The following is a 14174-nucleotide window of genomic DNA, read 5'->3' as shown; positions in this document are numbered from 1 at the left end:
AGGGGAAATCCGATCTGGAGGGATTGCGGCTTCAACCCGCGCTGACTTCTACCCGGTTGCGCCCGCCCTCCTTGGCGGCATACAGACCCAGATCAGCACGCTTGACGATTCCGCGTCTCTGATCACCCTCCCGGTATACCGCCACGCCGAAACTGGCGGTCACACTGCCGTAGTCACGGATCTCCAGGCCCGCGATCGCCGCGCGCAGCCGTTCTGCCAGGCGGGTTGCACCCTCGAGACCGGTATTGGCAGCCAGTACGAGGAATTCTTCACCGCCCCAGCGACCCGCAAGATCGGCATCGCGCATGAAGGTCGAGACGGTCCGCGCCACCGTGACCAGCACTTCGTCACCGGCATCGTGACCCCAGGTATCGTTGAAGCGCTTGAAATGGTCGATATCGAACATGACCAGCGCGCAAGGTCGCCCGTAGCGTTCGGCCACGGCGACCTCCTGGTCGATCGCCTCCTCCATGCGGTAGCGGTTCCACAGGCCGGTGAGATGGTCACGGGTGGCCAGGCGCTCGAGCCGCTGGTTGAGCTGACTGATCTCGCCGGCTGCGATCAGCACGGCCAGATCGCTGGCCAGGTCGGTCGCCGCACGCAGCTCCGCCGATTGCCACGGGACACTCTGTCCGCGCACGATTTCCTTCCAGGAGGCGAAGCTCTCGCGCGGCGAAATTCGCCCACTTTGTCGGTCGAGTGTCTTTTCGGGGTTGCCCGCCCAGATGCGCGTTTCGGCCTTCTCTGATCGAAAGAACAGCAGCCAGGCGTCACGCGGGTTCCGGATCGGCAGCGGTACCGCCAGCAAGCCCGAGGCCCGGGCGGGTTCGCAGAACCTTCCCAGTTCGGTCCGGCCGAGTTCTCGCGATGACCAGGCCAGATCGCCGGAGTGATGCCTGTTCAACCAGGCGACGATCCCGTCGATCGATTCCGCATCCGGCACCGTGCCCACGCCGGCGCTCTGATCACCGGCGGCCAGAACCGCGCCACTGGCCCGGAAGATCCGCAACCATTCCTTGCCGTGGCTTGCCAGCAGTTCTTCCGGTTCGGGAAACTCCCCACGCTGATCGACCAGGACGTCACGACTGTCGTTGGCCCGTTGAATCAGCGCGGCCTCCTCGCGGGCTTGGACCAATTCGAGCTGAACACAGGTGGTCTGCACCATGGCGCGCAGGGCATCACGCAACGCCGGCGACAGGATATTGCGTGCCGCTGCATGGCAGGCCAGCAACCCCCACAACCGTCCATCGAGGTGCAGGGCGATCGACATCGAGGCGACCACGCCCATGTTGGCCAGGTAGGTGACATGGATCGGTGCGACCGCCCGCAGGATGCCGCACGAAAGATCGAGGGGAGAAGCGTCGGCCGGGTCGCTTGTCGGGACGAGCGGCACGGCTGCCGCCGAAGCATCCGGGATGTCGCGCACCCGCATGATGCTGTAGAGCTGCCGCACCTGGGCGGGAATGTCGCTGGCCGGAAAGTGGTGACCCAGGTAGGTGTCGGCACCGTCGGCCAGGCTTTCGGCGACGACGCTGCCGTTCCAGTCCTCGTCGAACCGATAGATCATCACCCGATCGTAGCCGGCCAGTTCGCGCACCAGGGCGGTAAGCGCGCGCAGCAGCCCGTCACGGGTCGTGTGTCCGGACAGCTCGGTCTGCCAGTCGGCCATCGCGCCGAACAGCCAGCGTTCGGGATTGCCGGAAATCGGTTCGAGTTCGACCACCACGCGCGCACCACTGCGATACGACAGCAGGCGAAAACGCTGCGACCGGCCACGGCTACGCAGCGACACGATCAGCGCACCGTAACGGTTCCGTGAATCGAGCTGGATGCGGATCTGATCGAGCCAGCGGCGAGTGAACATCCGCTCGGGTGTCATGGCAAGGGCATCGGCCGGCGCCACACCGAGGATGGCTTCGAGGTTGGCGCTGACCTGGCGAACCTCCTGGAGCTGCTCGTCCATGGCAACCAGCGCACCATGCGGCTGAATCGCTCCCGGGATATGCACCGGCTCACGGTCGCAAGCCTCGAGCGCGGCATCCAGTTCCGGCTCGTCCATATCCTTCATCTCCTTCGCGGAGTGACAGCGGGCAATGAATTTATCGCAATTCGACAGCGCGTTTCCTGCTGTCGAAGGCATCCAGCTCGGCCTTGTAGTCGACGAACGCCTCTCGGGCGCCTGCTACAGCCCGCGCGAGAGCGTCCTCGACTTCCAGCTCGCGCTCGAGCGTCGCCAGCAAGCGACCAAAGTCGTCGGGCACGATCGTCTCACCGAAAAAACGGCAAGGCACCGTATCGCCCAGGCTGGAATGGATGCACCGGGCAATCACCGCACTGCCCTGACGCGATCCCTCCAGTACGTAAACCCGGCCCCACCAGGCCGCACGTCCATCCGAAAGGTCCGGCGGCGTCTGCGAGACCGGAGGGACGGGCTGGCCCAACGCGACCAGGTCCGCTTCCAGTCGCGCGAGACGTGGTAACAGCTCAAATCCCGACTCCGCATGATGGCGGCTTGCATGAACCTGCCACTCCAGTCGGGCATGCGGTCGGCACATGGCCGCAAGCGATTCCGCGTACTGCTCGCGGGTAAGCTCGCTACCGGTCAGCCGCTGCATCAACCGGTGCTGATCCAGCGCCTTGTGCGCGGGCACCGTGCCCCTACGCAAGGCCTGGTGCGCGCGTCCCCTTTGATACCTTCTCATTGCATGAATGGTAGCAGCTTGCGCCGAGCCTGTGCCGTCCAGCATTCCGAGTATTGGGGCTTTCGCGCCGATATTCCTCGAGCCCCGGCTTGATGCCTCCGGGTCCAGTCCCGGATGGCAGAAAGGAGGCGCAGTCGCATGTGGCACCGTCGCAGGGCCGCTGCGCTGCTCGATTCATGGGACGACCCGAGCTTTCCAGGGCGTACCAGTCCCCCCCACCCGCTCGTTGAACGGCTTGATCGCTTCATTCGACACACACCTACAAGGATCGCGGAGTTGCGGGGACCGCCCGCGGTGGAACCCTGGCAGTCCGCGAGACACGCCCCTGACCCCCTTGGGATGGTAAAGTGCCGACCCAGCGCGGGCCACGAGTGGCCGGCCCCCTCATCCAAACCGAATTCGTCGCAGGAGCACCATGGCGCAGTACATCTTCACCATGAACGGCGTGGGCAAGATCGTCCCGCCGAAGAAGTACATCCTCAAGGACATCAACCTGAATTTCTTCCCGGGCGCCAAGATCGGCGTGCTGGGCTACAACGGCGCGGGCAAATCTACCCTGCTGCGCATCATGGCAGGCGTGGATACCGACATTGTCGGCGAGGCGCGCCCGCAGCCGGGCATCCACATCGGCTACCTGTCGCAGGAGCCGCAGCTCGACGAGAACAAGGATGTCCGCGGCAACGTGGAAGAGGCCGTGGCCGCGGTCAAGGAGGCCCTGGCCGAGCTGGATCAGGTGTATGCCGCCTATGCCGAGCCGGAGGCCGACTTCGACGCCCTGGCCGCGAAGCAGGGCGAGCTGGAGGCGAAGATCGAGGCCGCCGACGGGCATAATCTGGAACGCAAGCTGGAGGTGGCCGCCGACGCCCTGCGCCTGCCGCCATGGGATGCCGACGTGAAGAACCTCTCCGGGGGGGAACGCCGCCGTGTGGCGCTGTGCCGGCTGTTGCTGTCCAACCCGGACATGCTGATCCTCGATGAGCCGACCAACCACCTGGACGCCGAATCCGTGGCCTGGCTGGAGCGCTTCCTGCAGGAGTTCCAGGGCACCGTGGTTGCGGTGACCCATGACCGCTACTTCCTCGACAATGTGGCCGGCTGGATCCTCGAGCTGGACCGTGGCCAGGGCATCCCGTTCCAGGGCAACTACTCGCAGTGGCTGGAACAGAAGGAAAAGCGCCTGAAGCAGGAAGAAAAGTCCGAGGCGGCCCGCGTGAAGGCGATGGAGTCCGAACTGGAGTGGGTGCGCTCCAACCCGAAGGGCCGTGGTGCCAAGAGCAAGGCCCGCCTGAAGCGCTTCGAGGAGATCGCCTCGACGGACTACCAGAAGCGCTCCGAGACCAAGGAGATCTACATCCCGCCGGGCCCGCGTCTGGGCGACAAGGTGCTGGAGGTGGACAACCTGTCCAAGCACTTCGGCGATCGCGTGCTCTACCAGGGCCTGTCTCTCTCCGTTCCGCGCGGTGCGCTGATCGGTGTGATCGGCCCGAACGGCGTGGGCAAGACCACCCTGTTCCGCATGATCGCCGGCCAGGAACAACCGGACGAAGGGACCATCGAGCTGGGCGAAACCGTGCAGCTGGCCTATGTCGACCAGAGCCGCGATGCCCTGCAGGACGAGAAGACCGTCTGGGAGGAGATCTCCAACGGCCAGGACATCATCCAGGTCGGCAACTTCCAGATGCCGTCACGCGCCTACGTCGGCCGCTTCAACTTCAAGGGCACCGACCAGCAAAAGCGCATGAAGGACCTCTCCGGTGGGGAGCGCAACCGCGTGCACCTGGCCAAGCTGCTGCAAAGCGGCGGCAACTTCCTGCTGCTCGACGAACCGACCAACGACCTGGACGTGGAGACCCTGCGCGCACTGGAAGAGGCGCTGCTGGACTTCCCCGGCTCCGTGATCGTGATCTCGCATGATCGCTGGTTCCTCGACCGCATCGCCACGCACATCCTCGCGTTCGAGGAAGACGGCAACGTGGTGTTCTTCGACGGCAACTACCAGGAGTACGAGGAGGATCGCCACAAGCGCCTGGGCGCCGCGGCCGACCAGCCGCACCGGGTCAAGTACAAGCGACTCGCCTCCTGATCCACCCCGAAGGCCCGGCACCCGCCGGGCCTTCGGCTTTCCGCCCCGGAACATTGGCCATATGGTCACCGTCAATGCCTGCTGCATCGGGCCGGCCCGCGCCGAGGCGGGCCGGCCCGCGCCGAGGCTACGGGCTAACCGGCCGAGTCTGCTCCAGGAATGCCTCCGTAAACCCTTCCAGCTCTGCATCTTCGATCAGCCCTTCGCGCCGCATACACCTGAACTGATCCAGCGCCTTCGAGCGGGCATGGCCATCGAAGATGAATGCAAGCCGCTCGTTCGCTTCGTTCAACTGCTGATAGAGACCCAGAAAGCGTTCGTGATTCGACCGGTCGTCCTGTTCCATCGTCGCCCGGCAATTGGCCAGGGCTCGTTCGCAGTAACGATCCAGCGCGGTTTCCTTCAACCGGCTGAAACGCTTCCAGTCCGACTCCTTGATCATTTCGGCCGCCTCCTGAAACTCGATACGTCAGGTGGTCAGGCGGGTGCGCGCCCAACCGCCCGAAAATAATGCAACGGCTGCGCTTGGCCCGCCAACCCTACCGGCGATCGCAGGTCGCGGTCAGGCGCCCGTCCACCGGCTCCCCCGTCATCTCCATATCCGCGAATCGGCCGTCGGCCTGCAGTTCGCTTCCGTCGATCTGGATCAGCGGCTCGGCAGCACCTCCGGCGGCACTAATCCACTGCTGGCCCATGCGGGTCCGATTGGCCTCCAGCACCTCGCCACCCGCACGAAAGTCCCCAAACTGCAGCGACACCGAGTGCGTCAGCATCCCCGCAACCGCATTGCGCGAGGCGAATACCCGCAGCGGGCCGCGATCCGTATCCGCGCGCGCCACCAGCGTCTGGTAGCGGTCATCCGACTCACCCGAGAAATCACAGACCTCCATCTCCAGCACGTACTCATCGCCCTCCAGGACCAGTGTCGCGGCCCCGGCCGCGTGGGCATTCCCGGAAACCAGCGCAACGGAAAACAACGAGACCAGACAGGCGGGCAGGACCAGCGCTCGACGCATACGGGAGCTCCTTCACATGGGTGGGGGTATGCCGGAAGCTTACCCCATCACCCCGCGAAGCTCCTGCCTCCTGCCATGCGGTCCATCCCGACGGCAGTGCCCTAGTTTCTGGGCGTTGGCCGGCGATGCGGATTCCCTTCGTTCGGGATGTGGTCCATATTCGGGTTAGCGGCCGGATTGTCCGGCCGGTCTGCCTTCGGGGCGGAGGGCGATGCAGGGATCCTTCGGCAGTACAGGAAGCGCGGGTTACGCGGACGGCCGCAAAGGGCAACAGGCCCAACCCGAGCGAATCGCGACTTGTCGCCTGCAGCTGCACGCGGGGTTCACGCTGGACGATGCTGCCGCGATTGTTCCCTATCTCGCGCGGCTGGGCGTTTCGCATGTCTATCTTTCGCCAATCCTGCAGGCGGTGCGCGGCAGCACCCACGGCTATGACGTGGTTGACCCCTCGCGCGTCAACGAAGAGCTTGGCGGCGAACCGGCACGCCAGCGCCTGTGCGCGGCGCTGGACGCCGCCGGGATGGGGCTGGTACTGGACATCGTGCCCAATCACATGGCGGTGGCCGGGGACCAGAACCCGTGGTGGTGGGATGTGCTGGAGAACGGCCCGTCCAGCCCGTTTGCGACGTACTTCGACGTCGACTGGGAGTCCTCGGAGGAGCGCTGGCCGAACAAGGTCCTGCTCCCGGTGCTGGGCGATCATTACGGCCGTGTCCTCGAGGCCGGCGAGATCCGCCTGCACTATGGCGCCGGGCTGTTCGACCTCGCCCATTACGAACACCGCTTCCCGCTGGACCCCTCTTCGCTCAACGAGCTGCTCGACCGCGCCTGTCGCGCCACCGGTATCGAACTGCTGGGCTTTCTCGCGGAATCCTGTGCCCGCCTGCCACAGCCGCATCTGATCGCACACCATTCGGTGGCACGGCGCCACCGCGACCAGGACGTGATCCGCCAGCTTCTGGACGACACGACCCGCCAGGACCCGGCGGCCGCCGAGGCAATCGCGGCCGAGGTCGAACGGATCAACGCCGCCCCCGATGCCCTGGACGCGCTGATCGAGAAGCAGAACTACCGGCTGGCCTGGTGGCGCACCGCCGGACGCGACCTTGGCTACCGGCGGTTTTTCGACATCAACGACCTGGCCGGGCTGCGCCAGGAGAAGGAGGAGGTCTTCCTGGCCGTGCATGCGTTGCCGGTGCGCTGGGTGGCGGAAGGCTCGGTGCACGGCCTGCGGGTCGACCATCCGGACGGTCTGCGCGACCCCGGGCAGTACTTCAACCAGTTGCACCGCGCCTGTCCGGACACCTGGATCGTCGCCGAGAAGATCCTCGAGCCCGGCGAACAGCTGCCGGGCGACTGGCCGATCGCCGGCACCACCGGCTACGACTTCCTCAACCGCGTGCAGGGGCTGTTCGCGGACCCGGCCGGCGAGGCCCCGCTGACGCGGCTGTTCGAGGAGCTCACCGGCGAGGGATCCGACTACCCGGGACTGGTCTACGAATCCAAGCGGCAGGTACTCAAGGACCTGCTCGGCAGCGAACTCAATCGCCTGAGCTCGCTGTTCGTGGATATCTGCGAACGCCACCGCCGCCACCGCGACTACACCCGCCACGAGTTGTACCTCGCCCTGCTGGAGGCGGCGGCCTGCTTCCCGGTCTACCGCACCTACGTCACCCCACGCGAAGGCGGCGTGACGGCGGCCGACGTCGGCTGCGTGGAGACCGCGATCCAGCAGGCCGCCGAGCGCCGCCCGGAGCTGGACAGCGAGCTGCTGCAGTTCCTGCGCAACCTGCTCCTGCTGCGCATCCCTGGCGAGCGCGAGACCGAGCTCGCCCTGCGCTTCCAGCAGCTGACAGGCCCGGCGATGGCCAAGGGCGTAGAGGATACCGCGCTGTACCGCTTCCACCGCCTGACGGCACTCAACGAGGTCGGCGGCGACCCGGGAAGCTTCGGGTTGTCGGTGGACGAATTCCACGAGGCCAGCGCCCGGGCCCGGGCGCTGCACCCCGAGGCGATGCTGGCCACCTCGACCCATGACACCAAGCGCAGCGAGGACGTACGCGCCCGCCTCCTGCTGCTCTCCGAGATGCCGGAGGCCTGGGCCAGGAGCGTGCGTCGCTGGATGCGTCACAACGGCCGCCACCGCAGTGGTGGGTGGCCGGACCCGGCCACCGAGTACCTGTACTACCAGACGCTGGTCGGTGCCTGGCCGATCGACGCCGAGCGCATGACGGCCTACATGGAAAAGGCCGCCCGCGAGGCCAAGCAGCACACCAGCTGGACCCATCCGCAGGAGGACTACGAGCAGGCCCTGCACGATTTCGTGGCCGGCACCCTGGACGACCCGGGGTTTCGCGAATCGCTGGAGTCGTTCCTGCAGCCGCTGGTCGGTCCCGGCCGCACCAACAGCCTGGCGCAGACCCTGATCAAGCTCACCGCGCCGGGCATCCCGGACATCTACCAGGGCAGCGAGCTGTGGGACCTGAGCCTGGTCGACCCGGACAACCGCCGCCCGGTGGACTTCGACCCGCGGACCCGCCTGCTGGAGGAACTCGCGCACCTCTCGCCGGCACAGATCAACGCCCGCGGCGACGAGGGCCTGCCCAAGCAGTGGGTGGTGCACCAGGCCCTGGCCCTGCGCCGCCGCCACCCGGAGTGGTTCCGCCCGGATGCGGCCTGTACCCCGCTGCGCGCCAGCGGCGAACGCGCCGGGCACGCGGTCGCCTACCTGCGCGGCGAAGGGGCGTTGGTGCTGGTGCCGCGCCTGATACTCGGGCTGGCGGGCGACTGGCGCGGCACCCGGCTTGCGGTTCCACCCGGCACCTGGCACAACCGCCTGTCCGGCGGGACGTTGCAAGGCGGCGACTACCCGGTCGCGGAGATCCTCGATGCGTTTCCGGTGGCCCTGCTCGAACGCGAGGAGGCCACGTCATGACCACCGTTAGCGTGTGGGCCCCCGAGGCGCATCAGGTCGAACTGGAGTGCGGTGGCAGCCGCATGCCAATGGACCGCCGCGCGGACGGCTGGTGGTCGCTGCAGACCTCGCGGGTGGTGCACGGCAGCGACTATGCCTTCCGCGTCGACGGCAACGGCCCGTTCCCCGACCCGCGCTCCGCCTGGCAGCCGCAGGGCGTGCACGGCCCGTCGCGCTGGCTGGAGCATTCCCGCTTCGTCTGGCACGACGCCGGCTGGCAGGCGCCGCCGCTGGCCGCGGCGGTGATCCAGGAGATCCACGTCGGCACTTTTTCCCCGGAAGGTAGCTTCGACGGCGTGATCGACCACCTCGATCACCTGGTCGACCTCGGCATCACCCACCTGGAGCTGATGCCGGTGGCGGCATTCCCCGGCGCGCGCGGCTGGGGCTACGACGGGGTCGACCTGTACGCACCGCACCACGCCTACGGGGGCCCCGATGGCCTGAAACGGCTGGTGGATGCCTGCCACCGCCGCGGCATCGCGGTGCTGCTGGACGTGGTCTACAACCACCTCGGGCCGGACGGCAACTACCTGGCGCAGTTCGGCCCCTATTTCACTGACCACTACCAAACCCCCTGGGGCGACGCGGTGAACCTCGACGGCCCGGACAGTGACCCCGTGCGCCGCTTCTTCGTCGACAACGCCCTGATGTGGCTGCGCGACTATCACATCGACGGCCTGCGCCTCGACGCGGTGCACGCGATCGTCGATACCTCGGCCACCCATTTCCTCGAGCAGCTCGCCGCCGAGGTGCAGCGCCTCGGGCGCGCGCTCGGGCGGCACCTGGCGGTGATCGCGGAGAACGACCGCAACGACCCGCGCGTGGCACGGCCGGTCGAGGCCGGCGGCTACGGGCTGGACGCGCAGTGGAACGAGGACTTCCATCACGCCCTGCATGCCCTGCTGACCGAGGAATCCGACGGGTACTACGCGGACTTCGGACGCCTGGCGGATGTCGCCCGGGCGCTGACGCGAGGCCTCGTCTATGACGGGCGCTACTCCCACTATCGCCGGCGTACCCACGGGCGACCGGCCTCCGACCTGCCCGGCCGGCGGTTCATCGGCTGCCTGCAAAACCACGACCAGGTTGGCAATCGGGCCCAGGGGGACCGAATCAGTGAAGGCGTCTCGCCGGGACTACTGAAGATTGGATCAGCCCTGGTGATGACCAGTCCCTTCGTGCCCATGCTGTTCCAGGGGGAGGAATGGGCGGCCGCGACGCCGTTTTTGTATTTCACCGATCACACGGACGCCGACCTGGGGCGCGCGGTGACCGAAGGCCGCCAGCGCGAGTTCGCGGCCTTCCGCCGGGGCACCGATCCCGGCAACGTCCCGGACCCGCAATCCATCGAGACCCTCGAACAATCCCGCCTGGACTGGGACGAGCTCGAACGCAAGCCGCATGCCGACATCTTGCAGTGGTACCAGGCCCTGATCGCCCTGAGGCATGCCCACTCGGCGTTCGGCGACGACCGTCTGGAGGCGATCGAGGCGCATTTCGACGAGGCGGCACGCTGGTTGATCGTGCACCGGTCGGGACTGCGGGTGGTGTGCAACCTGCACCCTGCCCCGCAACGGCTGGCGTGCCCGGGCGCCGCGGCCGGTCACCTCCTGCTCCAGTCCGATACAGGTATCGTGGTGGGTCCGGACACCCTGGAGCTGCCCGGCGAGTCCGTCGTGATCCTGGACGCGCCTGCCCCCTCCTGCCTGCCCTGCCAACCGTCCATGTCGAAGGAGTGATCCAGTGACCGTATCCGACCGCCCCGTACACCGCATCGAGGGCTACCTGCCGATCGAGGAGCACGGCCTGATCGGGAACTGCACGACTGCCGCCCTGGTCGGTCGCGACGGGGCCATCCCCTGGATGTGCGTCCCCCGCTTTGACTCCGAACCCTTGTTCTGCGCCCTGCTGGATCACCAGCGCGGCGGGGCCTTCACCGTGGCCCCGGAACCCCTGGTCACCTCGCACCAGCGCTATATTCCGGATACCGCCGTCCTGATTACCGAGATGACCGGACCAGAGGGGCGCGTCCGGGTGACCGACTGCCTGCCCCTGCGCGCAGGGGCCGACCTCTCCGAGGACGCACCCGCCGGACGGAATGAGCTGCTTCGCCGGATCGAGGTGCTGGAGGGCCGGGTACACCTGCGGGTCCGCGTCACACCCCGGGGCGGTGCGGATGTGTATCCGCACGGGGCCGGGCTGGGCCTGGCGTTGCACCGCCAGCCGGACCTGGAACTGGCCCTGAGCTCGTCCCTGCCGCTGGAGGACGCGGACAGCCTGCATGAACTGGAGGCCGGGGAGCAGCATCACGTGCTCCTCGGGTGGGGGCCGCATACGCATCGGTTCCAGCCCCGCACCCCGCAGGACCTGCTCGAGGCCACCCTGCTGGTCTGGCGACGCTGGATGACGCACTTCAGCTATGAAGGGCCTCGCGAGGACCTCGTCCGCCGCTCGGCGGTCACCCTCAAGCAGATGGACTACACCGCGACCGGGGCCATGATCGCGGCACCGACATCCTCCCTGCCGGAGGCGATCGGCGGCCCGCGCAACTGGGATTACCGCTACGCGTGGATCCGCGATGCGGCGTTCTCGGTCTACGCGATGAGCGATATCGGCATGACCCACGAGGCCGCCGGGTTTATCGGCTGGGCCCTGGACGCCGTCGATCGCGCGGGCTGGCCCCGAGTGCTGTACGACGTGGACGGCCACCTCCCGCAACCGGAACGCAGCGACCCGGACCTGGAGGGCTACCGCGGCTCGGGTCCCGTGCGTTGGGGCAACGGCGCGGTCGAGCAGCGTCAGCACGACGTGTTCGGGGAGATCCTCGACTGCGCCTATCGCTGGGTTCGCTGGGGCGGCACGCTGGACGATCACCTGTGGGCTCGCCTGCGGCGTCTGGTGGAATCCGCCAACACGGAGTGGAAGAACCCCGACCACGGGATCTGGGAAGTGCGCACGGCCGGACGCCCCTTTACCTACTCCGCCGCCCTCTGCGCGGTGGCGCTGGAGCGCGGTGCCGCGCTGGCCGAGCACAATGGCATGGAAGGGGACAGTGCCCTCTGGCGCTCCGAGGCGCGGCAGATCCGCGAGGCGATCCTGGAACAGTCCTGGGACCCCGAACTCCAGAGCCTGACCGAACACCTGGGCGGTGGCGGCATCGACGCGAGTCTGCTGGCGCTACCCGGACGCGGCGTCATCCCTGCGGATCACCCGAAGATGGTGGCCACTACCGAGGCCGTCGTCCGCCGCCTGGGTGCCGGCAACGGCCTGCTCTACCGCTATCTGCCGGAGGAATCCCCGGACGGACTGCCCGGGCACGAGGGCGCGTTTGTGCTGTGCAGCTTCTGGCTGGTGGACAACCTGCTGGGGCAAGGCCGCCTGGACGAGGCCGAGGCCCTGTATGAGTCCCTGTGCGCACGCACCAACCACCTCGGCCTGCTGCCGGAACAGATCGATCCGGCCAGCGGGGCATTCCTCGGCAACTTCCCGCAGGCGTTCAGCCACGTGGGGCTGATCGCCTCGGGCATCAAGCTGGGTCGGGCGCTGAAGCGAGACAAGGAGGGCTGAGGGCCGCCCCCCGCGGGAGCCCCCGATCCGAACGAGGTTCGAACCGTCGCTATCGGCGTGTTTAGTCGGTCGGCATCATCGACGAGTGATGGTGGACGATCTTCCACTCCCCGTCGCGGTTTTCGTACACAAAGGTGTAGCGCGCCGGGACGTCCTTCGTCTCGCCACCGTCGGTGACGCGGAAGGTGTAGGTACCGGCGTCGGTCAGCTTGTTGCAGCCAAGCTTCACGTTGCGGGTGTTGATCGTCCCAAAGGGCTTCTTCTCCAGGAAGTGCTCGAAGTAGTCCTGGATCTCGGCGTGCGTGGTGCGCGGGACGTTGGAGACGGTCGGGAGCAGCACAGCGTCCTCGGCGTAGCGCTCGGCGACCTTGCGCGCGTCACCCGTCTGCAGGGCGGCGTTCCAGCCCTCGAACAGCTCCTCGGCCAGGCGGCGGGTCGCCGGCGCACAGACCACGCAGCTCTCGTTGGCTGGGGTATCGATCGCGCCGAACCGGAGGTCACCGCCGGTCCCGGTCACCGGATGGTGCTGATCGCGGTGCGAGGCGCTCAGGCTCAGGCGAGCGCGCGGCGCCTGGTCGGCGTTGATGAACTGGGTGCCGCTGATACGCGGTCGGCTGCTCGTGGTCACTGACTGATCTCCGAGTTCGGCCGTTAGCGGCCGGGTAATCCGTGAATTGTAAGGTACGCTCCCGGGCCTGTCATTCCGGACCCGCCCCGCATGCCGCCGCTCTCAGCCAACCCCTGCAGATTGGACCGCTGCGCTCGCAATGACCGCTTGTGGTCAGCTCGCCTGGGCCTTGAAGGCCGCAAGGAGATCCTCGACCTGGCCGCGCACGCGCGCCTCGTCCTGGATCGCGAAGTCGAGAAAGGTCTGCGCGACCACCGACAGGACCTTCTGTCTGGGGTGAACGATGTGCCACTGGCGGTGAATCGGGAAGTGCTCCACATCTAGCAGTGCTACCGGCCCGCCCGCCCCCTCTGCACTAAGGGTGTGCAGCGACAGCACCGCAATCCCCAGGCCGCCGATCACCGCCTGCTTGATCGCCTCGTTGGACCCGAGCTCCATGCGCACCGTCGGGCTGATCCCGTGCTCCTGGAACAGCTTGAGCGTTGCCTCGCGGATCCCGGAGCCCGGCTCGCGCATCAGGAACGTCTCCTGTTCCAGGCGCTCGATCGGGATATTGCGCTGTCCGGCCAGCGGGTGATCGCGGCTGGCCATCACCACCAGCGGGTTCGGCGCGAACGGGTACACCGCGATGTCGGTCAGCCGCTCGGGCACGTGTCCAATGATGTACAGATCGTCATCGTTGTTGGCCAGGCGCTGCAGCACACGATCGAAGTTGCTGACCTCCAGCGACAGTTCGATGTCCGGATAGCGCTTGGCGAACTGCCCGAGGATCGTCGGCGCGAAGTACTGCGCGGTGGTGATCACCGCCAGGCGCAGCCGCCCCCGCTTGAGCCCGTGCATTTCCGCGAGCTTCATCTCCAGGTTGGTCAGCGCGCCGAGCATCTCGCGGCAGGTGTCGTACAGCAACAGCCCGACCTCGGTGGGGAAGGCCTTGCGCCCAACGTACTCGAACAGCGGCAGGCCGAGGGCGCCGGAGAGCTTCTTGATCTGGATGGAAACGGTGGGCTGGGTCAGGTAGAGCTCTTCCGCCGCACGGGTAAAGCTACCCAGACGCACGATCGCTTCGAACACCTGCAGCTGGCGCAGGGTGGCGTGCCGGATCAGGTGCGCCGGCAGTTCGGATTTCAGCATCACCTGCGGAAGGCCGGACTCCTTCTGCGGTGTCGTGCCGGTCCCTTTCCTGGCCATGCTAGTACCCGTG

Annotated in this window: 10 protein-coding genes; 4 read left to right on the top strand and 6 right to left on the bottom strand. The window is 67.2% G+C overall.

Annotation, left to right across the window (positions count from 1 at the left end; translation table 11 throughout):
- Nucleotides 1–31: 31 nt before the first annotated feature.
- Together G315_RS0105940 and G315_RS0105935 are read right to left on the bottom strand one after the other, a co-directional pair.
- A complete protein-coding gene (locus tag G315_RS0105940) occupies nucleotides 32–2059 on the bottom strand; it encodes a sensor domain-containing diguanylate cyclase (protein ID WP_018144333.1) in 2028 nt (675 codons plus the stop codon).
- Between the two features lie 40 nt (nucleotides 2060–2099).
- Nucleotides 2100–2747 (bottom strand): biliverdin-producing heme oxygenase, encoded by a 648-nt coding sequence (locus tag G315_RS0105935; protein ID WP_018144334.1) that lies wholly within the window; start codon nucleotides 2745–2747, stop codon nucleotides 2100–2102.
- A gap of 370 nt (nucleotides 2748–3117) precedes the next feature.
- Between G315_RS0105935 and ettA the strand changes: the two genes are divergently transcribed.
- Nucleotides 3118–4785, top strand: a complete 1668-nt coding sequence (ettA, locus tag G315_RS0105930) for an energy-dependent translational throttle protein EttA (protein ID WP_018144335.1) — start codon at nucleotides 3118–3120, stop codon at nucleotides 4783–4785.
- 127 nt (nucleotides 4786–4912) lie between these two features.
- On the opposite strand, the gene G315_RS0105925 is transcribed toward ettA, so the two are convergent.
- Both G315_RS0105925 and G315_RS0105920 read right to left on the bottom strand, forming a co-directional pair.
- A complete protein-coding gene (locus G315_RS0105925) occupies nucleotides 4913–5227 on the bottom strand; it encodes a hypothetical protein (protein WP_018950689.1) in 315 nt (104 codons plus the stop codon).
- A gap of 97 nt (nucleotides 5228–5324) precedes the next feature.
- Nucleotides 5325–5801: a hypothetical protein gene (locus G315_RS0105920; protein ID WP_018168608.1), complete on the bottom strand. Its 477-nt coding sequence runs from the start codon at nucleotides 5799–5801 to the stop codon at nucleotides 5325–5327.
- Between the two features lie 211 nt (nucleotides 5802–6012).
- Between G315_RS0105920 and treY the strand changes: the two genes are divergently transcribed.
- The 3 genes from treY to G315_RS0105905 are packed head-to-tail and all read left to right on the top strand — an operon-like array spanning nucleotide 6013 to nucleotide 12345.
- Nucleotides 6013–8736, top strand: a complete 2724-nt coding sequence (treY, locus tag G315_RS0105915) for a malto-oligosyltrehalose synthase (RefSeq protein WP_019612095.1) — start codon at nucleotides 6013–6015, stop codon at nucleotides 8734–8736.
- Nucleotides 8733–10517 carry a malto-oligosyltrehalose trehalohydrolase gene (treZ, locus tag G315_RS0105910; protein WP_019612094.1) on the top strand — a complete coding sequence of 595 codons (1785 nt, stop codon included), beginning with the start codon at nucleotides 8733–8735 and terminating at the stop codon, nucleotides 10515–10517. Before treY ends, treZ begins: the two co-directional genes overlap by 4 nt.
- 4 nt (nucleotides 10518–10521) lie before the next feature.
- Nucleotides 10522–12345 (top strand): glycoside hydrolase family 15 protein, encoded by a 1824-nt coding sequence (locus tag G315_RS0105905; protein WP_019612093.1) that lies wholly within the window; start codon nucleotides 10522–10524, stop codon nucleotides 12343–12345.
- A gap of 61 nt (nucleotides 12346–12406) precedes the next feature.
- Here G315_RS0105905 and G315_RS0105900 read toward each other — a convergent pair whose 3' ends face one another.
- The gene (locus G315_RS0105900) at nucleotides 12407–12973 is read right to left on the bottom strand and encodes an SgcJ/EcaC family oxidoreductase (protein ID WP_018144341.1); all 567 of its coding nucleotides are present in this window, start codon (nucleotides 12971–12973) and stop codon (nucleotides 12407–12409) included.
- 153 nt (nucleotides 12974–13126) lie between these two features.
- Entirely contained in the window at nucleotides 13127–14104 is a 978-nt protein-coding gene (locus G315_RS0105895) for a LysR family transcriptional regulator (protein ID WP_018144342.1), read from the bottom strand.
- Nucleotides 14105–14174: the final 70 nt, after the last annotated feature.

It is taken from the genome of Thioalkalivibrio sp. AKL7, assembly GCF_000381705.1.
Classification (GTDB): domain Bacteria; phylum Pseudomonadota; class Gammaproteobacteria; order Ectothiorhodospirales; family Ectothiorhodospiraceae; genus Thioalkalivibrio; species Thioalkalivibrio versutus.
Note: the sequence above shows the minus strand (reverse complement) of the source record. Positions and strands in the feature narration are given on the sequence as shown.